This is a genomic window from Inquilinus sp. 2KB_23, from assembly GCF_052115705.1.
Lineage (GTDB): Bacteria > Pseudomonadota > Alphaproteobacteria > DSM-16000 > Inquilinaceae > Inquilinus > Inquilinus ginsengisoli_A.
The window spans coordinates 144,021-170,441 of sequence record NZ_JBFRHF010000009.1 but is presented as its reverse complement, the minus strand read 5'-3'; the positions used below and the strand labels follow the sequence as shown (position 1 = coordinate 170,441).

General features: G+C 69.8%; 24 protein-coding genes and 1 tRNA gene. 15 read left to right on the top strand and 10 right to left on the bottom strand.

What is annotated here, in order from left to right; genetic code table 11:
* Positions 1-146 precede the first annotated feature (146 nt).
* On the top strand, positions 147-2,240 hold the full coding sequence (locus tag AB4112_RS13815; protein WP_309796496.1) for a calcium-binding protein: 2,094 nt from the start codon (positions 147-149) through the stop codon (positions 2,238-2,240).
* A gap of 139 nt (positions 2,241-2,379) precedes the next feature.
* Here AB4112_RS13815 and AB4112_RS13810 read toward each other — a convergent pair whose 3' ends face one another.
* The 7 genes from AB4112_RS13810 to tpiA form a co-directional block, all read right to left on the bottom strand.
* Positions 2,380-3,687 carry a M20/M25/M40 family metallo-hydrolase gene (locus AB4112_RS13810; RefSeq protein ID WP_441720407.1) on the bottom strand — a complete coding sequence of 436 codons (1,308 nt, stop codon included), beginning with the start codon at positions 3,685-3,687 and terminating at the stop codon, positions 2,380-2,382.
* 129 nt (positions 3,688-3,816) lie between these two features.
* The gene (locus AB4112_RS13805) at positions 3,817-4,251 is read right to left on the bottom strand and encodes an MAPEG family protein (protein WP_441720405.1); all 435 of its coding nucleotides are present in this window, start codon (positions 4,249-4,251) and stop codon (positions 3,817-3,819) included.
* A gap of 42 nt (positions 4,252-4,293) precedes the next feature.
* Positions 4,294-4,917 (bottom strand): YqaA family protein, encoded by a 624-nt coding sequence (locus AB4112_RS13800; RefSeq protein WP_309796490.1) that lies wholly within the window; start codon positions 4,915-4,917, stop codon positions 4,294-4,296.
* A 93-nt stretch (positions 4,918-5,010) separates the two neighbouring features.
* The gene (locus AB4112_RS13795; protein WP_309796488.1) at positions 5,011-5,643 is read right to left on the bottom strand and encodes a 2-dehydro-3-deoxy-6-phosphogalactonate aldolase; all 633 of its coding nucleotides are present in this window, start codon (positions 5,641-5,643) and stop codon (positions 5,011-5,013) included.
* 1 nt (position 5,644) lies between these two features.
* Complete coding sequence (locus AB4112_RS13790) at positions 5,645-6,553, bottom strand: 2-dehydro-3-deoxygalactonokinase (RefSeq protein WP_441720403.1); 909 nt, start codon at positions 6,551-6,553, stop codon at positions 5,645-5,647.
* Between the two features lie 62 nt (positions 6,554-6,615).
* Positions 6,616-6,692: transfer RNA gene (locus AB4112_RS13785), tRNA-Pro, on the bottom strand.
* Between the two features lie 86 nt (positions 6,693-6,778).
* The gene (tpiA, locus tag AB4112_RS13780; RefSeq protein ID WP_441720401.1) at positions 6,779-7,534 is read right to left on the bottom strand and encodes a triose-phosphate isomerase; all 756 of its coding nucleotides are present in this window, start codon (positions 7,532-7,534) and stop codon (positions 6,779-6,781) included.
* 164 nt (positions 7,535-7,698) lie between these two features.
* Here tpiA and AB4112_RS13775 point away from each other — a divergent pair, with 164 nt between their 5' ends.
* From AB4112_RS13775 to AB4112_RS13735, 9 genes are all read left to right on the top strand, one after another.
* A complete protein-coding gene (locus AB4112_RS13775; protein ID WP_441720399.1) occupies positions 7,699-9,570 on the top strand; it encodes a peptidyl-prolyl cis-trans isomerase in 1,872 nt (623 codons plus the stop codon).
* Between the two features lie 118 nt (positions 9,571-9,688).
* The gene (trpE, locus tag AB4112_RS13770; protein WP_309796479.1) at positions 9,689-11,227 is read left to right on the top strand and encodes an anthranilate synthase component I; all 1,539 of its coding nucleotides are present in this window, start codon (positions 9,689-9,691) and stop codon (positions 11,225-11,227) included.
* A gap of 122 nt (positions 11,228-11,349) precedes the next feature.
* Positions 11,350-11,934, top strand: coding sequence for an anthranilate synthase component II (locus AB4112_RS13765; RefSeq protein WP_441720397.1), 585 nt, complete (start codon positions 11,350-11,352; stop codon positions 11,932-11,934).
* On the top strand, positions 11,931-12,962 hold the full coding sequence (gene trpD / locus AB4112_RS13760) for an anthranilate phosphoribosyltransferase (protein ID WP_441720395.1): 1,032 nt from the start codon (positions 11,931-11,933) through the stop codon (positions 12,960-12,962). The genes AB4112_RS13765 and trpD overlap by 4 nt, the downstream gene beginning before the upstream one ends.
* 5 nt (positions 12,963-12,967) lie before the next feature.
* Positions 12,968-13,789, top strand: a complete 822-nt coding sequence (gene trpC / locus AB4112_RS13755; RefSeq protein WP_309796474.1) for an indole-3-glycerol phosphate synthase TrpC — start codon at positions 12,968-12,970, stop codon at positions 13,787-13,789.
* A complete protein-coding gene (moaC, locus tag AB4112_RS13750) occupies positions 13,786-14,265 on the top strand; it encodes a cyclic pyranopterin monophosphate synthase MoaC (RefSeq protein WP_441720393.1) in 480 nt (159 codons plus the stop codon). The genes trpC and moaC overlap by 4 nt, the downstream gene beginning before the upstream one ends.
* Positions 14,262-15,461, top strand: a complete 1,200-nt coding sequence (locus tag AB4112_RS13745; RefSeq protein WP_441720391.1) for a molybdopterin molybdotransferase MoeA — start codon at positions 14,262-14,264, stop codon at positions 15,459-15,461. Before moaC ends, AB4112_RS13745 begins: the two co-directional genes overlap by 4 nt.
* 128 nt (positions 15,462-15,589) lie before the next feature.
* Complete coding sequence (gene lexA / locus AB4112_RS13740; RefSeq protein ID WP_309796468.1) at positions 15,590-16,309, top strand: transcriptional repressor LexA; 720 nt, start codon at positions 15,590-15,592, stop codon at positions 16,307-16,309.
* Between the two features lie 48 nt (positions 16,310-16,357).
* Entirely contained in the window at positions 16,358-17,383 is a 1,026-nt protein-coding gene (locus AB4112_RS13735) for a LacI family DNA-binding transcriptional regulator (RefSeq protein WP_309796466.1), read from the top strand.
* 1 nt (position 17,384) lies between these two features.
* On the opposite strand, the gene AB4112_RS13730 is transcribed toward AB4112_RS13735, so the two are convergent.
* The gene (locus tag AB4112_RS13730; RefSeq protein ID WP_441720389.1) at positions 17,385-18,008 is read right to left on the bottom strand and encodes an LmrA/YxaF family transcription factor; all 624 of its coding nucleotides are present in this window, start codon (positions 18,006-18,008) and stop codon (positions 17,385-17,387) included.
* A gap of 90 nt (positions 18,009-18,098) precedes the next feature.
* Here AB4112_RS13730 and AB4112_RS13725 point away from each other — a divergent pair, with 90 nt between their 5' ends.
* Positions 18,099-18,845: an NIPSNAP family protein gene (locus tag AB4112_RS13725; RefSeq protein ID WP_441720387.1), complete on the top strand. Its 747-nt coding sequence runs from the start codon at positions 18,099-18,101 to the stop codon at positions 18,843-18,845.
* Between the two features lie 4 nt (positions 18,846-18,849).
* On the opposite strand, the gene AB4112_RS13720 is transcribed toward AB4112_RS13725, so the two are convergent.
* Entirely contained in the window at positions 18,850-19,977 is a 1,128-nt protein-coding gene (locus tag AB4112_RS13720; RefSeq protein WP_441720385.1) for a Gfo/Idh/MocA family protein, read from the bottom strand.
* 132 nt (positions 19,978-20,109) lie between these two features.
* Between AB4112_RS13720 and AB4112_RS13715 the strand changes: the two genes are divergently transcribed.
* On the top strand, positions 20,110-20,949 hold the full coding sequence (locus AB4112_RS13715; protein WP_441720383.1) for a phytanoyl-CoA dioxygenase family protein: 840 nt from the start codon (positions 20,110-20,112) through the stop codon (positions 20,947-20,949).
* Positions 20,950-20,969: 20 nt separating this feature from the next.
* Here AB4112_RS13715 and AB4112_RS13710 read toward each other — a convergent pair whose 3' ends face one another.
* Positions 20,970-23,150, bottom strand: a complete 2,181-nt coding sequence (locus AB4112_RS13710; RefSeq protein WP_441720381.1) for a ComEC/Rec2 family competence protein — start codon at positions 23,148-23,150, stop codon at positions 20,970-20,972.
* 64 nt (positions 23,151-23,214) lie between these two features.
* Between AB4112_RS13710 and gltX the strand changes: the two genes are divergently transcribed.
* The 3 genes from gltX (at position 23,215) to AB4112_RS13695 (ending at position 26,328) form a co-directional block, all read left to right on the top strand.
* Positions 23,215-24,624, top strand: coding sequence for a glutamate--tRNA ligase (gltX, locus tag AB4112_RS13705; protein ID WP_441720379.1), 1,410 nt, complete (start codon positions 23,215-23,217; stop codon positions 24,622-24,624).
* A 185-nt stretch (positions 24,625-24,809) separates the two neighbouring features.
* On the top strand, positions 24,810-26,126 hold the full coding sequence (locus AB4112_RS13700; protein ID WP_441720377.1) for a citrate synthase: 1,317 nt from the start codon (positions 24,810-24,812) through the stop codon (positions 26,124-26,126).
* Complete coding sequence (locus AB4112_RS13695; protein WP_441720375.1) at positions 26,119-26,328, top strand: hypothetical protein; 210 nt, start codon at positions 26,119-26,121, stop codon at positions 26,326-26,328. The genes AB4112_RS13700 and AB4112_RS13695 overlap by 8 nt, the downstream gene beginning before the upstream one ends.
* Positions 26,329-26,421 lie beyond the last annotated feature (93 nt).

Sequence of the window (26,421 nt, the reverse complement as noted above, 5' to 3'; positions counted from 1 at the left end):
CGGGCGCCCGTGCCGACGCGGATTGATCGATTTCTGGCCGCGAGCGGCGATCGGGAACGGGGATAGAATCGATATTGGCGATCGCCGTATTCTAGGCATAATTGCCTTACTAAATAAAAATTGAGCGCTCAGGGGGAATTCTATCAATGATCATGTTCAGGGAATCGGAATCCACGGATTCCGGATTGGCAGACCGCGATACGGCCGCAGCAGCCAAGCCGACTGACGGCAACGATACGGTGTCAGGCGGGAATGGCGATGACGAACTGTCGGGCCTGGGAGGCAACGACAGCCTCTTCGGCAACGGTGGCGATGATATCCTGACCGGCGGGACCGGCGCGGACCGCCTCGACGGCGGCGACGGCTTCGACCTTGCCAGCTATGCCGACTCCAGCATCTATGTGACGGTCGACCTGCGGAATGTGGCCGGGATCGGCCAGCATGGCGATGCGCAGGGTGATGTTCTCTATCGCATCGAGGATGTCGAAGGGTCCGCTTTCAACGATGTCCTCGTCGGAAACAGCACCGACAACTGGCTGTATGGCTGGGGCGGGGAAGATCGCCTGTCTGGCATGGCCGGCGATGACGCCCTGTTGGGTGGTGCCGGTGCCGATGCGCTCGACGGCGGCGCCGGCGAGGATCTCGCCAGCTATCGCACATCCGGCAGCTTTGTCGAGATCGACCTGCTGAGCGGGCTCGGCCGGCACGGCGATGCGCAAGGCGACACCTTGGCCAACATCGAGGATGTCCTGGGATCGGCGTTCAACGACACAATTGCCGCGAGCGGCGCCGACAATTGGTTGAACGGCGCGGCAGGTGCGGACCGGTTGTACGGCGGCGACGGCGACGATTTCCTGATCGGGGGCACCGGCGCCGACCTGCTCGATGGCGGCAACGGCCTCGACGCCGTCGGCTATTTCACGTCCTCCACCTATGTGGCGATCAGTCTGCGGGATGGAATCGGCGGGCACGGCGACGCCGAGGGCGACCAGCTGCGCTGGATCGAAGATGTCGATGGATCCGTCTTCAACGATGTCATCGTCGGCAGCAATGGCGACAATTGGCTGTATGGCGAGGCCGGTGCCGACAGCCTGTATGGCTTGCTCGGCGACGATGCCCTGATCGGTGGTGCCGGCGTCGATAGGCTCGATGGCGGTGCCGGCGAGGACTTCGCCAGCTATCGCTCGGGCGACAGCTATGTCGAGATCACACTCGTGAATGGCATTGGCCACCATGGCGACGCCGAAGGCGATATCCTGATCAGCATCGAGGATGTCGCGGGAACTGCCTTCGATGACATGATCGCCGGTAGCGGCGTCGGCAACTGGCTGAGCGCCGAGGCAGGCGCGGACCGGCTATATGGCGGCGACGGCGACGATTTCCTGATCGGCGGCGCCGGTGCCGACCTGATCGATGGTGGCGGCGGCTTTGATCTGGCCAGCTATCGCAACTCCAGTTCATACGTGCAGATCAACCTGCTGGCGGGGACCGGGCTCCACGGAGATGCCGAGGGCGACCGGCTGTATTGGATCGAGGACGTCGAAGGATCTGTTTTCAACGACACCATTTCGGGCACCGGCGCGGCCAACTGGCTGAACGGAGGGGCAGGCTCCGACCAGATCTACGCAGGGGACGGCGATGACACCCTGGTCGGCGGCGCCGGCGCCGATAGGCTCGACGGCGGTGCCGGCGAGGACTTCGTCAGCTATGCCGGATCCAGCTCTAAAGTGGTCGTCTATCTGCAAAGCGGTGACGGCCAAGGGGGTGATGCCGCAGGCGACCGGCTGTTCTGGATCGAGAATGTGGTGGGATCCGATTTCAATGATCAGATCCTCGGCGATACCGGCACCAATGTTCTCTATGGCCAAGCCGGAGCGGACGACCTCTACGGAGTCGGCGGCAATGATGCCCTGATTGGCGGTGCCGGCGCGGACCGGCTGAACGGCGGACCCGGGACCGACATCTTCGCCTATCTGTCGATCAGCGACAGCACTGTGGCGGCGGCGGGCCAGGATACGATCCTGGATTTCACGATCCTCGACTGGATCGATCTCTCGTCCCTGGGCCATCTCCGCTTCGGCACCGGCGCTTTCACCGGAACGGCTGGCGAGATTCGGGTCGTGGTCAATCCCACTGGCGGCCAAACCGTCCTGATCGATACAACCGGCGACAAACAGGCGGATTCGGCCATCCACGTCTTCTCCGACCACAAGTTGTTCGAGGGCGATTTCATCCTTTGATGCCTGACAATGCAGCGAAGGACATCAGCCCGGACGACGCCTCGTACCGCTGATCACCCCCCATGCCCTGCTACGGGGCATGGGGGGATGATCAGGGGCTGCCCCAGCCGGCCGCCCACCAGGCTGGCAGCTCAGCAGATCATTCCATCTTCGCCGTCGCCAGGATCGTCGCCAGGCTGGTGGCCATGCCCTTCACCATCGGCGCCTGCTCGATGTCCATCCATTCGTCGAGCGAATGCGACCGGCCGCTCTGGCCCGGACCGTTCTTGCCCAGGGTCACCGCCGGGATGCCGAGGCTCCAGGGGATGTTCGAATCGTTCGAGGCCTCGCGCGGGCCCTTGAACTCGTACCCCGCCGTCTCGATCGAGGCCTTGGCCAGCTGGAACAGCAGCTCGGTCTCGGCGATGGCGCCGGCCGGGCGGTCGCCGATCACCGTCTTCTCGACCGTGATCCCGCCCTCCTTGGTCGACCGGGCGGCGTTCTCCGTCTCCGCGGCCTGTTCGATGACGGTCAGCAGCCGCTGCTCCACCCGACCCAGCCCCTTGCTGTCGCCGGAGCGCATGTCGACCTCCATCGAGGTCTCGACCGGGATCGAGTTGACCGAGGTGCCGCCCTTCAGCACGCCGACATTGTAGGTCACCTTCGGATCGGCCGGGACCTGGGTGCGGGCCAGCAGCGTGATCGCCTCGGCCATGGCATAGGCGGGGTTGACCAGGCCGAAGGCGCCGAAGCTGTGGCCGCCCGGGCCTTTGTAGGTGATGCGGTAGCGCTTGGAGCCGACGCCGGAGCTGGTGAAAGTGTCGGCCGACCCGCCCTCGATCGAGAAGAAGGCGTCGATCCGGTCCTTGTACTGGCCCTTGGTGAAGAGATGGCGGACGCCGCGCAGGTCGCCCAGCCCCTCCTCGCCGACCGTGCCGACGAACAGGATGTTGGCCTTGTGCTTGATCCCGGCCGAATCCATGGCGCGGACATAGGCCAGGATCGCCGCCAGGCTGAAGGTGTCGTCGCTGACGCCGGGGGCCCTCAGTTTGGTGCCCTCGCGCCGCACGGTGACGTCCGTGCCTTCCGGAAACACGGTGTCGAGATGGGCCGACACCACGACGACGCGGTCGCCGCCGCCGGTGCCCTTGCGCAGGCCGAGGACATTGCCCTCCTCATCGATCTCGACATCGGCCAGCCCGACGCTGCGGAGCAGCTCGGCGAAGGCCTTGGCCCGCACCTCCTCCTTGAAGGGCGGCGCCGGGATCTCCACCAGCCTGATGCCTTCCGCGATGTAGGAGTCGTAGCCCTGGTCGATGTGCTGCACCGCCGCCTTGTAGCCGGCGCTGTCCCGCACCCGCTGGATCTCCGCCTTCGCCTGGGCCGCGGTGTCCTGGGCCAGGGCCGGTCCCGACAAGCCGACACCGATCGCCGCCGCGAGTATCGCGGCTCGAGACACAAACGCCATCGTTTCCCCCTTCGCTTGTTCGAGGGGGAAGGTTAGCACCCGTGCGTTTTGCCGAACAATAATACAGATAGGTTTCGGATCCTGGGCCGCTATTGACCGATCGATCGGTCAGGAATAGCGGCGCCCCTGTCACATCGGTTCGATTCCCGCCAGCAGGATGCGCAGGGCGAAGATCACCCACATCGCCAGCAGCAGCACGAAGCCGATGGCGTAGGCGCCGAAGCGGCGGCCGAGGTCGGCCGATCCGGTGTGGACCGCGATGTGCAGGACCCGCGACGCCACGAACACCCAGGACATCACCACGAACAGCAGGTCCGCCTTCCGGGTCATCATCGCCAGGATCACCAGCACGAAGAACAGGAACGGCAGCTGCAGCTGGTTGTGGAAGCTGTTCGAGACCAGGATGGCCCGCTCCGGCCAGGCCGCCCGGCCGAGGACGATGTCGCGGGGATCGACGGCGCCGCCGCGCAGCGCCGCGGCCCGCACCTGCAGCATCCACAGCGCCAGCAGGAAGATCAGCAGGACCTGGACGAACACCGGAAGCAGGATGGCTTGCACGGACATGGCCAGTGGCTCCCCCTTGCCCGCAGCTTGGGACGCAGCGGGTCAGATCTGCGTCATCACCGCGAAGCCGAGCGCGACCAGGACCAGGAAGCCCCAGAAGGCCCAGTTCAGGTACTTCTCGAGATAGAAGCGGACCTTGTCGCCATAGACCCGCATCAGCACCGCGATCAGGAAGAAGCGCAGGCCGCGCGAGGCGATCGAGGACAGGATGAACAGGCCCAGCGGGAACTGCGCCACGCCGCTGGTGATCGTCACCAGCTTGTAGGGGATCGGCGTCACCCCCTTGGCCAGGATGATCCAGCTGCCCCATTCCGCGTATTTCTGCTGGAACTCGTGGAAGCCGGACTGCAGCCCGTAGAGGTTGATCAGCCAGGACCCGACCGTCGCGAACAGGAAATAGCCGATGGCGTAGCCGACCAGGCCGCCCAGCACCGAGGCCACGGTGCACAGCCCCGCCAGCCACCATGCCCGCCGCGGATTGGCGAGCATCATCGGGATCAGCACCACGTCGGGCGGGATCGGGAAGAACGAGCTTTCCGCGAAGGACACGCCGAACAGCGTCCACTGCGCCCGCGGCCCGTGCGCCGCCCGGATCAGCCGGTCGTACTGCCGGCGGATGAAGCCCGGCCGCTCGGCCCCGGCCTGAACGCCCCCGTCCTGCACCACGCGCTGATTCCCTCACCCGTCGCTCGTGCCACGGTCATAGACGGCGGCCGGTCCCGTGTCACGGTCGGCAATTGGGGGTAAGGGATGGGCCGGTCAGCCCTTGAGCGCCCGCCAGGCGCTGGCGAAGGCGGCAGCGGTGGCGGCGACATCGGCGGCGGTCATGCCCGGCTTGTACAGCGCCGAGCCCAGGCCGAAGCCGGTGGTGCCGGCGTCGCGATAGGCCGCCATCCGGTCCGGGGTGATGCCGCCGACCGCGATCAGCGGCACTGCGGCGGGAACCACCGCGCGCCAGGCCTTGACCACGCCGGGCGGGATCGCCTCGGCCGGGAACAGCTTGACCGCGTCGGCCCCGGCCTTCAGGGCGGCGAAGGCCTCGGTCGGGGTCGCGGCGCCGGGGGCACAGACCAGATCCTGCCGCTTGGCCTCGGCGATGATGTCGACATCGGCATGCGGCATCACGATCAGCCGCCCGCCCGCCGCCTTGACCCGGGCGACGTCCTCGCGCTGCAGCACCGTGCCGGCGCCGATCAGCGCCTGCTGTCCGAACCGGTCGGCCAGGATGCGGATGCTGTCGAAGGGCTGCGGCGAGTTCAGCGGCACCTCGATGCAGCGGAACCCGGCCTCGACCAGGGCGGCGCCGATGCCCGCGACCTCGTCCGGCTTCACCCCGCGCAGGATGGCGACCAGCGGCAGGCCCGCGAGGGCGTCGTGCAGGGAAACGCTCATGTCACACCAGCTCCGCTTGCTTGGCGATGCGCCACAGCCCCTTGACCGTGGTGTCGGCCGGGGCGATGCGGCTGGACAGGCCGGCCGCGTCGATCGCCTCGGCATAGCGTGCCGACAGCTCGGCGCCGCCGACGATGGTCACCGAATCAGGTGCGGCGCCGGTGGCGGCGGCCACGGTCGCCCGGGCATCCGCCACCTCGGCCCCGATCAGCAGGCCGGAGAGGTAGGCGCCGATCGCCTTGGAGTCGAGCTCGCCGAACAGGCCGAGGGTGCGGGCGCTGAACAGCCGGCGCAGCAGGCCGCCGCCCGAGGCGGCGCCGACGCCCAGGCCGCGGCGGAAGGCGGCCGGGTCGTGGGCGCGGCCATCCATCAGCCGGCCGAGGATGCTGTGTTCGGCCAGCACGGCGAAGGTCTCGCCGGTCATCGAGCTGGCGAACCAGGTGATGCGGCCATCCTCCGCCAGCGCCCATTTGCTGTGGGTGCCGGGCAGGACGTAGAGGCGGCGGCCGGTCGACGGCGCGTCGCCGATGATCTGGGTTTCCTCGCCGCGCATCACGTCGGGGATGCCGTCGGCATCGATGCGGCTGACGCCGGGGACGATTCGCAGCGGCACCGGCAGCGAGGTCGGAACCGTGATCAGCCCGGCGACCAGCGCGGCCTCGTCGGCCGGGCAGCCGGCATAGGGCGCCTCGGCCCAGCCCTGGCGGCTGCCGATCATGCCGGAGGCGATGGCGGCGGTGGCGCCGGATTCGATCCAGGCGCCGGCGACCTGCCGGAACACCGCGTCGAAATCGCCGCCGGGGACCTTGAGGATGCCGAGCGGCGCCGAGGCCTCGTCCCGGATGGCGCCAGTGGCATCGAGCAGCCAGGCGCGAAGCGAGGAGGTTCCCCAATCGAAGGCGACGAGCATGGCGCGGATCGGGCCCTTCGCTTGGGGGCTTGGCGGCTGGTGAAACCAGACCGGGGGAAGATTGGTCGGAGCGGGGAGATTCGAACTCCCGACCCCTTGCACCCCATGCAAGTGCGCTACCAGGCTGCGCTACGCTCCGACCGTGGTCGCCGCCGGACAGGTGCCGGGTGGCGAGCGGGCCGGACTATAACCACGGCCCCCGCCCTATGCAACGCCGATGCTGGGCTATTTTGCGATGGCCTGGGCGATGGCCCAGAAATCATCCGCCTTCAGGCTGGCGCCGCCGACCAGGGCGCCGTCGACATTGGCCAGGCTCAGCAGCTCGGCCGCGTTGGACGGCTTGACCGAGCCGCCGTAGAGGATGCGGATTCCCGCCGCCTCGGCCGGGACATGGACGGCCAGCATCGCCCGGATATGGGCATGGGTGTCCGCCACCTCCGCCGCGGTCGGGGTCCGGCCGGTGCCGATCGCCCAGATCGGCTCATAGGCGATCACCGTGTTCTCGGCAGTGGCGTCGCGCGGCAGCGACCCCGCGATCTGGCGGCTGCAGATCTGCGGCGCCCGGCCCGCGTTGCGCTCTGCCTCGGTCTCGCCGATGCAGATGATCGCGACCATGCCCTCGGCCTGCGCCGCCCGGGCCTTCTCGGCGACCATGAGGTCGATCTCGCCATGATCCTGGCGGCGCTCGGAATGGCCGACGATGACGTGGCTGCAGCCGAGATCGGCCAGCATCCGCGCCGCGATATCGCCGGTGTGGGCGCCGCTTGGAGCACTATGGCAGTCCTGGCCGCCGACCAGCAGGCCGCTGCCCGCCACCGCCGCGGCGATCGGCGCGATGATGGTCGCCGGCGGGCAGATCAGCAGGTCGAAGGCGGGATCGACGGTGCGCGCCAGCCGCAGGGCGAGGTCGCGGGCCAGCGCCGTGCCCTCGTCGCGCAGCAGGTTCATCTTCCAGTTGCCCGCGATCAGCTTGCGCGCCATCCCCGTGTCTCCGCCCAGTCCCTGAAGGTCCCTTTCATCTACCAATCCGCAGGCCGCGACGCCACAGCGACTCCTTCGTTGCTGCATGGCAAGGCCGCACCTATGATGCGCGGCCCAACCGCCCGGGGACCCCGGCGCGGCCTTGCCCTCGTTCAACGGTCGTCATGCTCCAGATTCTTCGCCATAAGGCAGGCTCCATCGTCGTCAAGGTGCTGTTTGTCCTGCTGATCCTGAGCTTCGCGATCTGGGGCGTCGGGGATATTTTCCGCAACCGGGGGCAGACCGACACCGTCGCCACGGTGGGCGACCAGACCATTCCGCTGCAGCAGGTCGACGCCCAGTTCCGCAACGTGGCCCAGGCCCAGCGCATCCCGCTGGCCGTGGCCCAGCAGTTCGGCCTGGTCCAGCAGGTGCTGGACTCGCAGATCTCCTCCCTGCTCTACGCCCAGTTCGCCCGCGACCTCGGCTATGTCGTGCCGCAGGATGTCGTCGCCGACGCCGTGCGCGTCGATCCGCGGTTCAAGGACCCGGCGACCAACCAGTTCAGCCGCGACATCTTCCTGCAGGCGCTGCAGGGCAGCGGCCTGACCGAGGCCGGCTTCATCGCCTCGCAGCGCGGCCAGATGGCGCAGCAGCAGGTGCTGCGGGCCCTGTTCGTCGGCGCCGAGCCGCCGAAGGCCCTGGTCGACCCGATCACCCGCTACCGCCGCGAGACCCGGGTGGCCGAGACCATCACGCTGCGCAACGCCGACCAGACCCGCGTGCCGCAGCCGACCGCGGCCGATCTCGAGGCCTACCACAAGGACCATGGCGACAAGTTCCAGTCGCCGGAATACCGCACGCTGAGCGTGGTGATCCTGAACGCCGACGATTTCGGCAAGGGCGCGGCGGTGTCGGAGGACGAGGCGCGGACGTATTACGAGAAGAACCAGGCCAACTACGAGAAGCCGGAGCTGCGCAAGTTCGACCAAGTGATCGCGCCGACCAAGGAACTGGCCGCCCAGATCGTGGCCGCGGTGCGCGGCGGCAAGCCGGTGCAGCAGGCGGTGGACGAGGCGGGCAACGCCTCGGTCACGCTGGTCCCGGTCGACTTCACCGCCAAGGCCAACATGCCGGTCGCGGCGCTGGCCGAGCCGGGCTTCGCCCTGCAGCAGGGCCAGGCCACCGATCCGGTGCAGTCGCCCTTCGGCTGGCACGTGCTGGTGCTGACCGGCACCCAGGCGGCGCGCACCGTGCCGTTCGAGGAGGCACGGCCCGAGATCGAGACGGCGCTGCGCCAGAGCAAGGCGGCCGACGCCCTGTACGAGACCGCGAACAAGTTCGAGGACGCGCTGGCCGACGGCGTCGCCATCGACAAGGCGGCGCAGGAGTTCGGCTTCACCGTAACCACGGTGCCGGCGGTGGCCAAGGACGGGTCGACCCAGAGCGGCACGCCGCTGGCGGTGCTGCCGGGCCAGGCGCAGATCCTGACCACCGCTTTCGGGCTGCAGCAGGGCGATGCCAGCCCGATGACCGCGATCGACAACAAGATCTCCTTCATCGTCCGGGTCGAGAGCATCCTGCCGCCGACCACCGAGCCGCTGGCCAAGGTCCGCGACGAGGTCGCCGCCGCCTGGACCGAGCAGAAGCAGGCCGAGGCGACCGCGACGCTGGCCACCGACATCGAGAAGCGGCTGCAAGCCGGCGAGGCCGCAGTCGACGTCGCCAAGGCGGTCGGCGGCCAGTATGCCGAGACCCAGCCGCTGCTGCGCGACGCCAGCAATGCCGGCGCCCTGCCCGCCCCGCTGGTGCGCGACCTGTTCGCGGCCAAGGTCGGCGGCACCGCCACGGCGGAAACCCCGGGCGGCCGCGTCGTCGCCCGGCTGACCCGGATCGACCCGGCCAAGCCCGATGCCACGGCCGAGGCGGCGGTGAGCCAGGACCTGCGGCGCGGCCTTGCCGGCGACATCGGCGCCGGCCTCGACCAGGTGCTGCGCGACCGCTACGGCGTCAGCATCGACCAGTCGGTGCTCGCCCGGCTGAAATACGAGGAATGACCCGCGTGGTCGGCGGATCGATGATCAGGGCCCGGGCAATGGGCGGGGAGCGATGGCGCCGCATCGGCGCGCATCCCTTCCGCCCCTGATTCATGGACTCTCATCTGAGGTAACCGACATGCCGGACTCCACGGCGTTCGAGGCCTTCGCCGACATCTATCGCTCCGGAAAGCCGCAGGTGGTCTGGACCCGCTTGGTGTCCGACCTCGACACCCCGGTCTCGGCCATGCTGAAGCTGGCCGGCGACGAGCCCTATTCCTTCCTGCTCGAATCGGTCGAGGGCGGCGCCATCCGCGGCCGCTACAGCGCCATCGGGCTGCGCCCCGACCTGATCTGGCGCTGCCGCGGCGACACGGTCGAGATCAACCGCAAGGCGCTGGCCGACCTCGACAGCTACACCCCGGTCGCCGCCAAGCCGCTGGACAGCCTGCGGGCGCTGATCGCGGAATCGCGTATCGACCTGCCGCGCGGCTTCCCGCCGCTGGCCGCCGGGCTGTTCGGCTATCTCGGCTACGACATGGTCCGGCAGATGGAAACGCTGCCCGACACCAATCCGGACACGCTGGGTGTGCCGGATTCGATCATGATCCGGCCGACCATCGTCTGTGTGTTCGACACCATCGCCGACGTCGTCACCATCGTCACCCCGGTCTTCCCCGACCCGGCGGTGACGGCGGAGAAGGCGCATGAGGCGGCGTGCGAGCGGTTGTCCAACGTGGTTGCCGGCTTCGAATCCAGCCTGTCGCACCGCGAGGCCGCGGCCGAGGGCGTGCTGCCGGCCCTGCCGGAGCCGACCTCGAACATGACGCGGGAGGAGTACCACGCGGTGGTGGAGCGGGCGAAGGAGTACATCCGCGCCGGCGATATCTTCCAGGTGGTGCTGTCGCAGCGCTTCGCCCTGCCCTTCACCCTGCCCCCCTTCGCGCTGTACCGGGCGCTGCGCCGGTTGAATCCTTCGCCCTTCCTGGTGTTCCAGAACTTCCGGGACTTCGCCGTGGTCGGGTCGAGCCCGGAGATCCTGGTGCGGCTGCGCGACGGCGAGGTCACCATCCGGCCGATCGCCGGCACCCGCCCCCGGGGCGCCACGCCGGAGGAGGATGTGGCGCTGGAACAGGATTTGCTGGCCGACCCGAAGGAGCGGGCCGAGCACCTGATGCTGCTCGACCTCGGCCGCAACGATGTCGGCCGCGTGGCGCAGATCGGCTCGGTCAAGGTCACCGACCGCTTCATCATCGAGCGCTACTCCCACGTCATGCACATCGTCTCCAACGTGGTCGGCCGCATCGGGCCGGAGCATGACGCCATCGCCGCCCTGTCCGCCGGCTTCCCGGCCGGCACCACCAGCGGCGCACCCAAGGTCCGGGCAATGGAGATCATCGACGAGCTGGAGGTGGCGCGGCGCGGCGTCTATGCCGGGGCGATGGGCTATTTCGGCGCCAATGGCGACATGGACACCTGCATCGCCCTGCGCACCGCGGTGGTGAAGGACGACACCCTGTACATCCAGGCCGGCGGCGGCGTCGTCGCCGACAGCGACCCCGAGGGCGAGTACCAGGAAACCCGCAACAAGGCGCGGGCGCTGGTGCGCGCCGCCGAAGATGCGGTACGCTTCGCCAACCGACCGCGCAGCGGCAATCGGCCGATGGGACATGTCTAGAGAACGCACCCTTTCGCAGCAGCATCGCGACCAGCGCCATGCTCTGCCGCATCGATGGTGAGGTCGGCCGGATCGCGTCCGCCGCCCCCTCCCCATACCCATGCCTCGAAAGGGCGAAATCGATGCTTCTGCTGATCGATAACTACGACAGCTTCACCTACAACCTGGTGCATTACCTCGGCGAGCTCGGCGCCGACACCGAGGTCCGCCGCAACGATGCGCTGACCGTCGACGAAGCGCTGGCGCTGCGGCCCGACGGCATCGTCATCTCGCCGGGCCCGCGCGACCCTGATAAGGCCGGCATCTGCATGGACCTGATCCGCGCCGCTGCCGGCCGGGTGCCGGTGTTTGGCGTCTGCCTGGGCCACCAGGCGATCGGCCAGGTCTTCGGCGGCCGGATCGTCCGGGCGCCGGTGCCGATGCATGGCAAGATCAGCCCGGTCCACCACCATGGCGGCGGCGTCCTCGCCGGGCTGCCAGACAATTTCGAGGCCACCCGCTACCATTCGCTGACCATCGCGCCCGACAGCATGCCGGACAGCCTGGAGGCGACGGCCTGGACCGCGGACGGCGTGATCATGGCGCTGCAGCACAAGACGCTGCCGATCCATGGCGTGCAGTTCCACCCCGAGAGCATTGCCTCGCAGTTCGGCCACAAGATCCTGCAGAACTTCCTGGCCATCGCCGAACGGCGGAACGCGGCATGACGACCGAGATGCGACCGTTCCTCGCCAAGGCCGCGCTGGGCCAGCCGCTGACCCCTGCCGACGCCCGCGCCGCCTTCGAGATCATCATGTCCGGCGAGGCCACGCCAGCCCAGATCGGCGGCTTCCTGATGGCGCTCAGGGTCCGCGGCGAGACGCCGGAGGAGATCGCCGCCGCCGCGCGGGTGATGCGCGACAAGGCGGTGACCATCGACGCGCCGGAGGGCGCCATCGACTGCTGCGGCACCGGCGGCGACAGTTCCGGGTCGTTCAACGTCTCGACCGCCGTCTCCTTCGTCCTGGCCGGGGCCGGCGTGCCGGTGGCCAAGCACGGCAACCGCGCCGCATCGAGCCTGACCGGCGCCGCCAACGTGCTGGCGGAGCTGGGCGTCAATGTCGAGGCGACGCCGGAGGTGATGCGCGAGGCATTGTGGGACGCCAATATCGGCTTCCTGTTCGCGCCGCTGTACCACAGCGCCATGCGCCATGTCGGCCCGGCGCGGCAGGAGCTCGGCACCCGCACCATCTTCAACCTGCTCGGCCCGCTGGCCAACCCGGCCGGGGTGAAGCGCCAGCTGCTCGGCGTCTTCGCCGAGGCCTGGGTCGCCCCGGTGGCCGAGGCGCTGCTCCAGCTGGGCAGCGAGGTCGCCTGGGTGGTGCATGGCAGCGACGGGCTGGATGAGCTGACCACCACCGGCCCGACCTCGGTCGCCGAGCTGCGCGGCGGCCAGGTCCGGCGCCTGACGGTGACGCCGGAGGATGCCGGGCTGCCGCGCTCGAAGCCCGAGGACCTCAAGGGCGGCGACCCCGAGACCAACGCCGCGGCCCTGCGCGCGGTGCTGGGCGGCGCCCACGGCGCCTATCGCGACATCGTGCGGCTGAACGCCGCTGCGGCTTTCATCGTCGCCGACAAGGTCACCAGTCTGTCCGATGGTGCCGACCTCGCGGCGCGCATCATCGACGATGGGACGGCCGCCCACGTGCTCGAACGGCTGGCCCGGATCACCACCCAGGGCCCGGCCAAGGGTTAGGAATCATGAGTGACACGCTGACACGCATCGTCGCCGACAAGCGTCGGCACATCGAACAGCGCAAGGCGGCGGTGCCGCCGGCCGAGATTCGCCGGCTGGCGGATCTCGCCGACCGCGCCGCCCCGCCGCGCGGTTTCCTGGCGGCGCTGCGCCGGGCACAGTCCGAAGGCCGCACCGGCCTGATCGCCGAGATCAAGAAGGCGTCGCCGTCCAAGGGGCTGATCCGCCCGGATTTCGACCCGCCCGCCCTCGCCCGCGCCTATCGCGACGGCGGCGCCACCTGCCTGTCGGTGCTGACCGACGTGCCCTATTTCCAGGGCGCCGACGAGTATCTGACCGCCGCGCGCAATGCGGTCGAGCTGCCGGTGCTGCGCAAGGACTTCATGGTCGATCGCTACCAGATCGACGAGGCCCGGGCGCTGGGCGCCGACTGCATCCTGCTGATCATGGCGGCGCTGGACGACGCCACCGCCCAGGAGCTGGAGCAGGCCGCGATCGACAACGGCATGGACGTGCTGGTCGAGGTGCATGATGCGGCGGAGCTGGAGCGGGCGCTGAAGCTGCGGTCGCCGCTGCTCGGCATCAACAACCGGAACCTCAAGACCCTGCAGGTCGACCTCGCCACCACCGAGGCGCTGGCGGCCCAGGTGCCGCGGGACCGGCTGATGGTGTCCGAGAGCGGGCTGTTCACCCCGGCCGACCTGGCCCGCATGGCCCGGGTGGGCGCCACCACCTTCCTGATCGGCGAAAGCCTGATGCGCCACGACGACGTCGCCGCCGCCACCCGCGCGCTGCTGACGCCGGAGGCGAGATCCTCCGCCGCATGAGCGACCTCACCCATTTCGACGCCGCCGGGCAGGCGCGCATGGTCGATGTCTCGGACAAGGAGGCGACGGTCCGGGTGGCGCGTGCCGGCTGCCGGGTCGAGATGAAACCGGAGACGCTGGCGCTGATCGCGGCCGGCGGCCATGCCAAGGGCGACGTGCTGGGCATCGCCCGCATCGCCGGCATCATGGCGGCCAAGCGCACCGCCGACCTGATCCCGCTGTGCCACCCGCTGCCGCTGTCCAGCGTCGAGCTGGCGCTGCGCTGCGATGCGGAGCACAGCCGGGTCGAGATCGAGGCCACGGTCAAGGTCACCCACCGCACCGGCGTCGAGATGGAGGCGCTGACCGCCGCCTCAGTCGCCGCCCTGACCGTCTACGACATGTGCAAGGCGGTCGACCGTGGCATGGTGGTCACAGACCTGCGCCTGCTGCACAAATCCGGCGGGCGGTCGGGCACCTATGAGGCCGCGCCATGATCCCGGTCGCCGAGGCCCGCGCCCGCATCCTCTCCGCCTTCCAGCCCCTGCCGGCCGAGACCGTGCCGCTACCGGAAGGCCTGGGCCGGATCCTGGCCGAGCCGGTGGTGGCGCGGCTGACCCAGCCGCCGCTCGACGTCTCCGCCATGGATGGCTGGGCGGTGCGGGCGGCCGACGTCGCCACGGTGCCGGCGACGCTGCGCGAGATCGGCCGGGTGCCGGCCGGCGGCCGCTTCGAGGGCACGGTCGGGCCGGGCCAATGCGTCCGCATCTTCACCGGCGCGCCGCTGCCCGCAGGCGCCGACGCGGTGGTGATCCAGGAGGATGCCGACGCATCAGGCGATTCGGTCACCATCCGCGAGGGCGCCGGTGCCGGCCGCTATGTCCGCAAGGCCGGGCTGGACTTCCGCGCCGGCGACACCCTGCTGCAGCCCGGCCGGCGCCTGACCGCGCGCGACATCGGCATCGCCGCCTCGACCAACCATCCCTGGCTGCGCGTCCGCCGCCGGCCGCGGGTGGCGATCCTGGCGACCGGCGACGAGATCGTGATGCCGGGCGAGGCGCTGGGGCCGAGCCAGATCGTCAGCTCCAACAGCCACGCCCTCGCCGCCCTGGTCCGCAGCTGCGGCGGCCAGCCGATCGATCTCGGCATCGCCCGCGACGATGCCGAGTCGCTGACCGCGCTGGCGGCCGGGGCGCGCGGCGCCGACCTGGTGGTCACCACCGGCGGCGCCTCGGTCGGCGATCACGATCTGATCCGTTCGGTGCTGGGCGGGCGCGGCCTGGCGCTCGACTTCTGGACGATCGCGATGCGGCCGGGCAAGCCGCTGATGTTCGGCCGGCTCGACGACACCCCGATGCTGGGCCTGCCCGGCAACCCGGTCTCGACCATGGTCTGCGGCTGGCTGTTCCTGCGCCCGGCGATCCTGGCGCTGCAGGGCGCGGCGCTCCCGGACGACCGGATCGCCGCGACTTTGGGCCGCGACCTGCCGGCCAATGATCGGCGCGAGGATTACTTGCGGGCGCGGATCGAGCGCACCGAAAACGGCCTGGTCGCCACCCCGTTCCCGGCCCAGGACAGCTCGATGCTGTCGCTGCTGGCGGCCGCCGACGGGCTGGTGATCCGGCCGCCGCTGGCGCCGGCGGCGGCGCGCGGCGATGCGGTCGAGGCGGTGCTGTTCACGGACGGGATCTGACCCGGCGATTGTTGCGAGGAAGTAAAGAGTCGGGTGCGACAAAGTTAGCGCCTTGTGTTTTTGTTTTGTTCCTCCTATCGTGTTTCCAGGGATTCGGCCGCACCGCGGCCCTGAAAACGGAGGATGCCTTGCTGACGCGTAAGCAACAGGAGCTGCTGTTGTTCGTTCATCGCCGCCTGGAGGCGGACGGCGTCAGTCCTTCCTTCGACGAGATGAAGGACGCCCTCAGTCTCAAGTCGAAGTCGGGCATCCATCGACTGATCACCGGCCTCGAAGAGCGCGGCTTTATTCGCCGCCTGCCGCATCGGGCCCGGGCGCTCGAGGTGCTTCGCCTTCCCGACTGCCTCAAGACCGACGCCCCGGCGGCGACCGACGACGACAATGTCGTCCCCTTCCGGCCGTTGCGCAGCGACACGCCCCTGCCCGGCCGCAAGCTGGAGCGCGCCGATCTGGTCAATGCCGAGCACGGCGTCCGCCTGCCGCTCTATGGCCGGATCGCCGCCGGCATGCCGATCGAGGCGCTGCAGGAGCACAACTTCGCCCAGGTGCCGGCCTCGCTGCTCGGCCCGGGTGAGCACTACGCGCTCGAAGTCGCCGGCGACAGCATGGTCGAGGCCGGCATCCTGGACGGCGACACCGTCATCATCCGCCGCTGCGACACCGCCGACGCCGGCGTGATCATCGTCGCCCTGGTCGACGACAACGAGGTCACGCTGAAGCGGCTGCGGCGCAAGGGCGCATCGGTCGGGCTGGAAGCCGCCAACCCGGCCTACGAGACCCGCTTCCTGCCGTCGGACCGGGTCCGCATCCAGGGCCGCCTGGTCGGGCTGCTGCGGACCTATTCGTAACCTGCGGCCTCACCAGCCAGGGCTCGCCATCACGCGGCCCGGCACGCCATGACTGGCCGTGCCGGGCCGCGCCCGTTTGGCGGCGTCGAACGGGCGACGGCGCAGCAGGTCGCGGATGCGGCCGGCGTGTCGATCTCCGCCGTCTCGCGCACCTTCACCAAACACGCCAGCGTTTCGCCCCGGATGCGGGCCCGGGTGCTGGCGGCGGCCGAGGCGCTGGGCTACCGCCCCAACCAGCTGGCGCGCAGCCTGATGACCGGCCGGACCGAGCTGGTCGGGCTGGTCTCGACCCATTTCGCCAACCCCGCCTTCATGGACGTGTTCGACCTGTTCACGCGGGAGCTGCAGCGTCGCGGGCTGCGGCCGCTGATCGCCAACCTGTCGGAGGATGGCCACGCCGCGGCCGCGCTCGACATGATGCTGCAATACAATGTCGACGCCGTGCTGATCGCCACCTCGGCGCCGCCGGAGGGCTTCGCCGCCTCCTGCGCCCGGGCCGGGCTGCCGGTGGTGCATGTGTTCGGCCGGGCCGGGACCGATGCGCCGGTGCCGGTGGTGACGGTCGACAATGTCGCCGGCGGCCGCCTGGCGGCGCAGGCGATGCTGGCGCGCGGGCTGCGGCGCCTGGCCTTCCTCGGCGGCGCGCCGTCGGATGCGTCGTCGATCGACCGCGCCGCCGGCTTCGCCCAGGAACTGGCCGGGGCCGGCCTGCAGCCTGTGGCCGTGGACTACGCCGGCGACTATTCGCATGAGCACGGCCGGCGGGCGATGCACGCGCTGCTCGACGCCCATCGGCCCGATGCGGTGTTCTGCGGCGACGACATCCTCGCCCTCGGCGCGCTCGACGCCTGCCGCGAGCGGAGTGTGCGGGTGCCGGAGGAGATCGGCGTGGTCGGCTTCGACGACATGAAGCTGGCCGCCTGGCCCGGCTACAGCCTGACCACGATCCGCCAGCCGATGGCCGAGATGGTGCGCCACGCCATCGGCGAGATCGCCGCCCGCCTCGCCGATCCCGCCCACGAGTTGCGGAGCCGGCTGTTCGAGATCGCCCTGGTGGAGCGCGGCAGCCTGTAGGTCAGGCCACCCGCAGCCCTTCCAGAACCTGCATCAGCTGCCGGGCACAGACCCTGAGCGGCGCCGCGCTCTGCTCTGCCTTGGCCAGCGCCATCGCCCCGGAATAGGAGGCGACGACGAAGGTGGCGAGGTCGTCCGGATCCGCCGCCGCCAGCCGGCCCGAGTCCTGCTCGGCGCGCAGCCGCTCCGCGATCGCAGAACGCCAGGCCTCGAACAGCCCCTGCATCGCCAGCCGGAACTCGGGATCCGCCAGCGACAGCTCCAGCACCAGGTTGTTGAGCGGGCAGCCGGAGACAGTACCCTGCCGCTCCAGCCCTTCGGCGATGCCGGCGAAGACCGCGGCGATGCCCTCCAGCGCATCCGGGGCCGACCGGACCGGGGCGCACCAGGTCTCCTCGACCTCCTGGGCCACCCGGTCGCGGATTACCGCCAGCCCCAGCGCCTTCTTGGTCGGGAAATGGTGGTACAGCGCCCCGCCCGTGGTCCCGGCGATGCGCATGATCTCGTGCATGCCGGTGCCCTGGTAGCCGCGCGACTGGAACGCCTCCGCCGCCACATCCAGCAGCCGTCGCCGCATCCCCTCGGGGTCGTAGCTGCGCTTGGGGTCCGCCGATGTCCTTGCCATGTCCGGAGGGTAGCATATTGACCCAACCGGACGATCAGTCTGTTTTAGAACCGGACAATCGGTCTGTTTTGCACGAACAGGGAGGTGGCCATGCGGGACAACGGCCAGCAGGTGATGGTTCGGACCCTCAGCCCGATCGTCGAGCTGCGGCGCTACACGCTGCATCCCGGGCAGCGTGACGTGCTGATCGAGCTGTTCGAGCGGGAGTTCCTGGAAAGCCAGGAGGCCACCGGGATGACCGTCATCGGCCAGTTTCGCGACCTCGACGCGCCCGACCAGTTCGTGTGGCTGCGCGGCTTCCCCGACATGCCGTCACGGGCGGCGGCGCTGCAGGCCTTCTATGGCGGGCCGGTGTGGCAGGCGAACCGCGCGGCCGCCAACGCCACCATGATCGATTCGGACGATGTCCTGCTGCTGCGTCCGGCCCATCCGGAACTGGGCTTCCTGCTGGGGCCTGGCCGCCCGCCCCATGGCAGCCCCGAGACCCCCGGCGGCATCGTGGTCGCCACCACCTGGCATCTTCACCCGCCAGCCGAGGCTGGGTTCATGACGGTGTTCGACACCGTCCTGGTTTCCATGCTGCACGATGCCGGCGTGCCGATCCTGGCGATCTTCGTCAGCGAGCACAGCGAGAACACCTTCCCGGCCCTGCCAGTCCGCGCGGACGCCCGGGTCTTCGTCTGGTTCTCGCGCTTCCCCGACCGGGCCACCTACGAGCGCCACGCCGCCGCCCTCGCCCGCATGCCCGGCTTCGCCGCGGCGCTGCATCCGCATCTGGCCCGGGCGCCCGAGGTCGCACTGCTGTCGCCGACGGCGCGGTCGCGGCTGCGCGTCTGAGGCCTCAAAACTCCGCGATCCGCACCCAGGCGCGGTCGCGGGCGGAGCGCAGGGCGGCGGCGGTGACGCGGTCGACCTCCCAGCCGTCGCGGAAGGTCGGCCACACCGGCTGGCCGGTCGCCACCGCCTGCAGGAAGTCGCGCGCCTCGATCGCGATCTGCTCGTTGTAGCCGGTGCCGTGGCCGACGCCCTGGTTGAAGGCGAGGTAGTCGGGATGCGCCGGCCCGGTCAGCAGCCGCTGGAAGCCCTGGCGCGCCGCCGGCCGCGCCGAATCATACAGCCAGAGCTCGTTCTGGTTCTCCTGGTCGAAGGCCAGGGCGCCCTTGGTGCCGGTGATGCGGTAGGTGTAGCCCATCTTCCGGCCGGCGGCGACGCGGCTGAAGCTCAGCGACCCGGTCGCGCCATTGGCGAAGCGCAGCAGCATCTGGCCCTGGTCGTCATTCTCCACCCGCTCCTCGCCCTGCGGGCCGGGCCGCGTCGCCCGCACCGTGTTGAGGTCGGCGACCAGCGACTCGATCGGCCCGACCAGGCGCAGGCAGGCGTTGACGATGTGGGGCGCGACGTCGCCCAGCGCCCCGGCTTCGGTCCCCGTGGCGATCCGGGTGCGCCAAGAGGCCGGCGCGCTCGGGTCGTGCAGGTAGTCCTCGACATGCTCGGCGGTGACCTGGATCACCTCGCCGATCTCCCCGGCCTCGATGATCTGCTTGGCCAACTGGCTGGCCGGGGTGCGGATGTAGTTGAAGCCGACAATCGTGGCGACGCCGGCCGCCTCCGCCGCCTCGACCAGCGCCCGGGATTCGGCCGGGTCGCAGCCCAGCGGCTTCTCGCAGAACACCGGCTTGCCCAGCCGCAGCGCCTCGGTCGCCATCGCCAGATGGGTGCGCGGCGGCGTGGCGATGATCACGGCGTCGACCGCGGGGTCGGCGACCAGCGCCCGCCAATCCGCGGTCGACCGGTTCCAGCCCCAGGCCGCGGCATGGCCGGCCGCGCCCTCGGCCGTGGTGCTGCAGATCATCTCGCAGACCGGGACCAGCGGCGGCGCGAAGGCGGTCCGCACCATCTGGAAGCCGATGCTGTGCGCCTTGCCCATGTAGCCGGCGCCGATCAGGCCGATGCGCAGCGTCCGGGTCATTGCATCCTCCCCATGCGGGCCTCCCCATGCCGGGCGGATTGCCGCCGCCCCTATCGGATCCTAGCCTTGCCGACTCGATTTGCAAGCGCTTGCAAACCAGCTTACCCTGGCGGCCAGGACAGGGAGGATGGCATGAAAATCTACACTCCGGACACGCTGGACCCGACGGCGATCGTGGCGGAACTGATCAACGGCCCCGGCGCCGTGGTGCTGCGCGGACTGTTCACGGCCGAGGAGGTCGCGGCCGCCCGGGCGGTGGTGATGCGCGAATCCGAGGGCACCACCGCCAAGGTCACCCATTTCCAGGGCGCCGCCGAGCAGGAGGGCAAGATCACCCTGCAGCGCCGGGTGTGGAACCTGCTGGCCAAGGGCGAGGTGTTCTCGCGCATGGCGGCGCATCCGGCGCTGATGGCGGTGATGCGCGCCTTCCTGGGCAGCGAGTTCATCATGGGCTCGATCGCCGCCAACCGCATCCTGCCGGGCGGGCCGGGCCAGGAGCCGCATATCGACTATCCCTACTGGGACCTGCACAAGCCGGAGTCGCATCCGGTGCGGATCAACGCCAGCTTCCCGCTGAACGCCCAGGCCACGATCATGCTGGACCCGTTCACCGAGGAGACCGGGGCCACCGCCTATGTGCCGGGGACGCAGGCGGAGCTGCGCTATCCCACCGAGAGCGACCGGTTCTACGACCGCTGCGCCCGCATGCTGGGTGAGCCGGGCGACACCGTGGTGTTCTTCGGCGCGGTCTGGCACTGCGCCATGCCGAACCGGTCGCAGCAGGACCGCTCGGCGATCCTGATCCAGTACCTGCCGAAATTCGTGAAGCCGATGGAGGACATGCCGGCCGCCCTGCCCCGCGCCTTCGTCGACCAGGCCAGCCCGGATCTGCGCCAGCTGCTGGGGCTGAACTACCCCTATCCCGAGGTGCTGGATGCGGCCAAGGCGGGCAATGCCGAGGGGCGGGCGTGATTCGCTGACCGAACGATCGGTCAATTCGGTGGCGGTGGTGCCGGCCGGAACGCGGCCGGGGCCCAGGGCCGGTCGCCCACGGCCTCGGCCACCGTGGCCACCCGCGGCTCCGGCCCCGACAGGTCGACCGAGATGCTGCCGCTGCGGCGCAGGTCGAAGCGGTCCCAGACGCCGAAGCGCGGCCGGCACCAGCGCGGCGCGACCAGGGGCGTGATCACCAAGTCGGCGGCGGCGCAGTCGTCGTCGAAGGCCTCGCCGCTGCGGGAGAAGGCGACCGTGACGGCGCCGAAGCGGTAGAGGCAGCCGCGCGGGTCGCAGGCCAGGCGCCCGCCCGCCCCTTCCCCCTGCTGCGGCCACGCCGTGGCATCCTCGGTGACGGCCTGGGCCCGCAGCCAGATCTCGCGGATGAAGCGCTCGCTGCGGCGGGTGGAGAAGGTCAGGGTCCCGTCGGTGCCCTGCACCGCCGCCAGCCGGCCGGTGGTGTCGACCAGGATCTGCGGCGCCGGCGCGAACAGCGAGGCAGCGAGCACGATGGGAATGGCCAGCAGCCCGAGCAGGCGCATGCGACCCGCGGCAAGGCAGAGCCACAGCCCGCCGATGGCGCCGGCCAACAGCCCCCAGGCCGGCATCGCCGGCACGGTGAAGGCGGCCAGCGGCCAGGACGAGACGGTGTAGGCCACCCACAGCATCGCTTGGTTGCCCCAGCCCAGCAGCGGCAGCACCCAGCCGTCGAGGCCCAGCAGCATGGCGGGATAGGCCAGCAGCACCGCCGGCATGATCAGCAGCGAGGTCAGCGGGATCGCCATCAGGTTGGCGGCCACCGCCAGCGGGGCGAAGCGCTGGAAGTGGTAGATGGCGAAGGGCGTGGTCGCGACCGTGGCCACCAGCGTGGTCAGCACGATGCCGCCGAGATACATGCACGCGCGCCGCACCGGCCCGGCCCCGGCATGCCAGCGGGAAAGATGCGGCCGCAGCGCCTCATAGGCCGCGATCAGGGCGATCACCGCGCCGAAGGACATCTGGAAGCTGGGGCCCGGCAGCGCCTCCGGCGCCACCAGCAGGATCGCGGTGGCGGCCAGCGCGACCAGGCGCATCGAGATCGCCACCCGGTCGGCGATCACCGCCAGCAGCACGACGCCGGTCATGACGCTGGACCGCACCGTCGGCACCGAGGCGCCAACCAGGATGGTGTAGGCGACGATGCCGAGCAGGGCGAAGCCGGCGGCCCATTTCTTGATCGGCCAGCGCAGCGCCACCGGCTCGATCAAGGCGAGGCCCAGCCGGAAGCCGCCCAGCAGCAGGATCGCCACCAGGCTGATGTGGATGCCGGAGATCGACAGCAGATGCGACAGGCCGGAATCGCGCATCGCCTGGTTGGCCTCGTCGCTGATCCCGGCGCGCTCGCCGGTCAGGAAGGCGACGGCGATGGCCCCGGCGTCGCCGGAGACCTGCGCCCGCACCCGCGCGGCGATCCGGTCCTGCAGCCGGGCCAGGCTGGACGGCGCCGCATCCCCGGTCGCGTCCAGCCGCTCGACCTTGCCCATGGCGAAGCCGGTGCCGCCGATGCCCTGGAAGAACAGCTGGCGGCGGAAGTCGAAGCCGCCGGGATAGGCCGGGCCAGCCACCGGCGCCAGCGTGGCCCGCACCCGGATGCGGTCTCCCGCGGCCGGCACGGCATCGGACCCGATCAGGCGCAGCCGCACCGCATCGGGCGTCGCCTCCGGCGCCAGCCCCTCCATGGTCAGGCCGCCCAGCACCACGCGGACGCCATGCGGCAGCAGGTCGACGGTCTCGACCGTGCCGGTCACGGTGCCGCGCCGTTCGCGGTCCAAGAGCGGCGTCGCCACCATCCGGGTGCGCAGCTCCGCCGCCAGGAAGCCGAGGGCGATGCCCAGCAGCAGCACGGCGAAGGACACCGCCCGCTCCCCGCGGCGCAGCAGGAACACCAGGAGTGCCGACAGCATCAGGGCGCCCGCACCCACCGCCAGTGAAGGCTCGATCGGCAGGGCGAAATAGACGCCGATCCCGGCTCCGAGGCAGCACGGCACCAGCAGCACCAGCCGGCGCCGGATGCCGCCGGCCAGGGCATCGGCGGCCTCCGCCCAATCCGGCCCGGCGATCGCCCAGCACCCGGCACCGAGGCGGCGCAACGACGCCCGCACCGCCAGCGGAATCCCGGCCGACGCCCCCGCATTAGCCATTGCCCGAAGGCCTATGCTATGGACCTCTCGCACTGATCCTAGCAGCTCTTCTGGAATCTGACCCATGACGGTCGTGACCCGTTTCGCCCCCTCCCCGACCGGATACCTGCATATCGGCGGGGCCCGGACGGCCTTGTACAACTGGCTCTATGCCCGCCACCACGGCGGCGTCTTCCGCCTGCGCATCGAAGACACCGACCGCGCCCGCTCCAACGACGACGCCGTGCGCGCCATCATCGAGGGGCTGACCTGGTTCGGCTTGGAATGGGACGGCGAGATCGTGTCCCAGTTCGAACGGCGCGAGCGCCATGCCGCCGTCGCCCGGCAGCTGCTGGCAGAAGGCAAGGCCTATCACTGCTGGCTGTCGCCGGCCGAGCTGGAAGCGGGGCGCGAGCGGGCCAAGGCCGAGGGCAAGCCCTGGAACTTCTACAACAGCTACTGGCGCGACCGCGATCCGGCCGAGGCCCCGAAGGACGTCGACCCGGTGATCCGGCTGCGCGCGCCGCGCACCGGCGAGACCGTGGTCGAGGATAAGGTCCAGGGCCAGGTCACGGTGCAGAACGACCAGCTGGACGACATGGTGCTGCTGCGCGCCGACGGCACGCCGGTCTACATGCTGTCGGTGGTGGTCGACGACATCGACATGGGCATCACCCAGGTCATCCGCGGCGACGACCACCTGACCAACACCTTCCGCCAGGTCCAGCTGTACAACGCCATCGGCGCGACGCCGCCAGGCTTCGCCCACATCCCGCTGATCCACGGGCCGGACGGGGCCAAGCTGTCGAAGCGGCATGGCGCGCTGGGCATCGAGGCCTATCGCGATCTCGGCTACCTCCCGGCGGCGCTGCGCAACTACCTGCTGCGCCTGGGCTGGGGCAAGGGCGACGAGGAGATCATCCCGACCGACAAGGCGATCGAGTGGTTCGACCTCGACGGCGTCGGCCGGTCGCCCTCGCGGCTCGACTTCGCCAAGCTGGAGAACCTGAACGGCATCTACATGCGCGAGACGCCGGATGGAGAGCTGTTGGAGCGGATCACGCCGACTCTGGAGACCGCCCTCGGCCGGTCGCTCGATGACGCCGACCGCGCCATCCTGCTGCTCGGGCTGAACGGGCTGAAGCAGCGCGCCAAGACCCTGGTCGAGCTGGCCGACAGCGCGCTGTTCTACCTCCGCTCCGGCCCGCTGCCGATGAATGACGGCGCCCTGAAGATCCTGTCCGCCGACGCCAGGACGCTGCTCGGCCGGGTGCTGGCGGCGCTGTCCGGCCTGAACGACTGGACCGAGGCGGCGCTGGAGGCCGAGGTCGGCCGGCTCGCCGAGGCCGAGGGGCTGAAGCTGGGCAAGGTGGCGCAACCGCTGCGCGCGGCATTGACTGGATCGAACGTCTCCCCAGGTATCTTCGAGGTCGCGGCCATCCTGGGCCGCGACGAGACGCTCCGGCGGATCCGCGATGCTGTCGAAGCCCCTTAGGAAGAATCCGTAACTCTCTGTTTTCAAGAGATAATTATCGGAAAGCCTAAAAATTAGGCGATCGATTTGTTGCGATGGGAGGACCCAACTCGCGTTGATCTTGCGCCGCCGGCCGACTATCCTCCCGGCCGACGGAGCGGACGACCTGCGTTTCCAGTACGAAGCCCCCGCTCAAGGACATCGTCATGCCCGATACGAAGATTCCCGTGGCGCAGAAGACCGTCACGCTGACCGACAACTCGACCGGAAAGTCGGTGGTGTTGCCGGTGATCGACGGGACCATCGGCCCGAGTGTCATCGACATCCGCAAGCTCTACGCCGAAACCGGGATGTTCACCTACGACCCCGGCTTCACCTCGACCGGCTCCTGCGACAGCGAGATCACCTACATCGACGGCGATGAGGGCATCCTGCTGCACCGCGGCTACGCCATCGACGAGCTGGCGGAGAAGAGCAATTTCCTCGAGGTCTGCTACCTCCTGCTCCATGGCGAGCTGCCGAATGCGGCCCAGGAGGCGGAGTTCGAGCACACCATCACGCGCCACACCATGGTGCATGAGCAGATCCACCACTTCTACCGCGGCTTCCGCCGCGACGCGCACCCGATGGCGGTGCTGTGCGGCGTGACCGGCGCCCTGTCGGCGTTCTACCACGACTCGACCGACGTGCATGATCCGCGGCAGCGCGAGGTCGCCTCGCACCGGCTGATCGCCAAGCTGCCGACGCTGGCGGCCATGGCCTACAAGTATTCGATCGGCCAGCCCTTTATCTATCCGCGGAACGACCTCAGCTTCGCCGAGAACTTCCTGCACATGACCTTCGCCGTGCCGGCGGAGGAGTACAAGATCAACCCGGTCATGGCCCGCGCCATGGACCGCATCCTGATCCTGCACGCAGACCATGAGCAGAACGCGTCGACCTCGACCGTCCGCTTGGCCGGGTCCAGCGGCGCCAACCCCTTCGCCTGTATCGCCGCCGGCATCGCCTCGCTGTGGGGGCCCGCCCATGGCGGCGCCAACGAGGCGGTGCTGAAGATGCTGGGCGAAATCGGCAGCAAGGATCGCGTCGGCGAATACGTCAAGAAGGCCAAGGACAAGGATGACCCGTTCCGGCTGATGGGCTTCGGCCACCGGGTCTACAAGAACTACGATCCGCGCGCCAAGGTGATGCGCGCCACCTGCTACGAGGTGCTGGAGGAGCTCGGGGTCAAGGACCCGCTGCTCGACCTCGCCATGGCGCTGGAGAAGATCGCGCTCGAGGACGAGTACTTCGTCGAGCGCAAGCTGTACCCGAATGTCGACTTCTACTCGGGCATCATCCTGAAGGCGATGGGCTTCCCGACCAGCATGTTCACCGTGCTGTTCGCGGTGGCGCGCACCGTCGGCTGGATCGCCCAGTGGACCGAGATGATCGGCGACCCGCACCAGAAGATCGGGCGGCCGCGCCAGCTGTTCACCGGCCACACGTCGCGTGAATTCRTCCCGCTGAACGAGCGTGGCTAGGCGGGTCACCCAGATCAATCGGACCGGTCCGCGCGCCCCTGGTGGGCGCACGGACCGGCCGATCGGCATTGCCACCACCCCGCGGCCGGTGCCGAAGGCCGCGAACGCGAACCGGGCGCCCTGGCGCGCCCGGCTCCGCTTCGGCGCCGCCCTGCTGGCCGTCCTCGCCGGCGCTGCGCTGCTGACCTATCTATTTTCCTGATTTTCTGAGCCGCCGTCGTCGCGCTCCCTTTTTTGTCATCCCCGCGGAAGCGGGGATCTCATGACGCCCTGAACGGCGCGAGATTCCCGCTTT

Coding starts and splice junctions, on each gene's coding strand:
- AB4112_RS13730 (WP_441720389.1), bottom strand. CDS start 18,008: ATGGCAAGGACATCGGCGGACCCCAAGCGCAGCTACGACCCCGAGGGG.
- AB4112_RS13790 (WP_441720403.1), bottom strand. CDS start 6,553: ATGCTCGTCGCCTTCGATTGGGGAACCTCCTCGCTTCGCGCCTGGCTG.
- AB4112_RS13735 (WP_309796466.1), top strand. CDS start 16,358: ATGACTGGCCGTGCCGGGCCGCGCCCGTTTGGCGGCGTCGAACGGGCG.
- AB4112_RS13775 (WP_441720399.1), top strand. CDS start 7,699: ATGCTCCAGATTCTTCGCCATAAGGCAGGCTCCATCGTCGTCAAGGTG.
- moaC (WP_441720393.1), top strand. CDS start 13,786: ATGAGCGACCTCACCCATTTCGACGCCGCCGGGCAGGCGCGCATGGTC.
- trpC (WP_309796474.1), top strand. CDS start 12,968: ATGAGTGACACGCTGACACGCATCGTCGCCGACAAGCGTCGGCACATC.
- tpiA (WP_441720401.1), bottom strand. CDS start 7,534: ATGGCGCGCAAGCTGATCGCGGGCAACTGGAAGATGAACCTGCTGCGC.
- AB4112_RS13715 (WP_441720383.1), top strand. CDS start 20,110: ATGAAAATCTACACTCCGGACACGCTGGACCCGACGGCGATCGTGGCG.
- AB4112_RS13810 (WP_441720407.1), bottom strand. CDS start 3,687: ATGGCGTTTGTGTCTCGAGCCGCGATACTCGCGGCGGCGATCGGTGTC.
- AB4112_RS13725 (WP_441720387.1), top strand. CDS start 18,099: ATGCGGGACAACGGCCAGCAGGTGATGGTTCGGACCCTCAGCCCGATC.
- trpD (WP_441720395.1), top strand. CDS start 11,931: ATGACGACCGAGATGCGACCGTTCCTCGCCAAGGCCGCGCTGGGCCAG.
- AB4112_RS13815 (WP_309796496.1), top strand. CDS start 147: ATGATCATGTTCAGGGAATCGGAATCCACGGATTCCGGATTGGCAGAC.
- AB4112_RS13795 (WP_309796488.1), bottom strand. CDS start 5,643: ATGAGCGTTTCCCTGCACGACGCCCTCGCGGGCCTGCCGCTGGTCGCC.
- trpE (WP_309796479.1), top strand. CDS start 9,689: ATGCCGGACTCCACGGCGTTCGAGGCCTTCGCCGACATCTATCGCTCC.
- AB4112_RS13805 (WP_441720405.1), bottom strand. CDS start 4,251: ATGTCCGTGCAAGCCATCCTGCTTCCGGTGTTCGTCCAGGTCCTGCTG.
- gltX (WP_441720379.1), top strand. CDS start 23,215: ATGACGGTCGTGACCCGTTTCGCCCCCTCCCCGACCGGATACCTGCAT.
- AB4112_RS13745 (WP_441720391.1), top strand. CDS start 14,262: ATGATCCCGGTCGCCGAGGCCCGCGCCCGCATCCTCTCCGCCTTCCAG.
- AB4112_RS13710 (WP_441720381.1), bottom strand. CDS start 23,150: ATGGCTAATGCGGGGGCGTCGGCCGGGATTCCGCTGGCGGTGCGGGCG.
- AB4112_RS13720 (WP_441720385.1), bottom strand. CDS start 19,977: ATGACCCGGACGCTGCGCATCGGCCTGATCGGCGCCGGCTACATGGGC.
- AB4112_RS13765 (WP_441720397.1), top strand. CDS start 11,350: ATGCTTCTGCTGATCGATAACTACGACAGCTTCACCTACAACCTGGTG.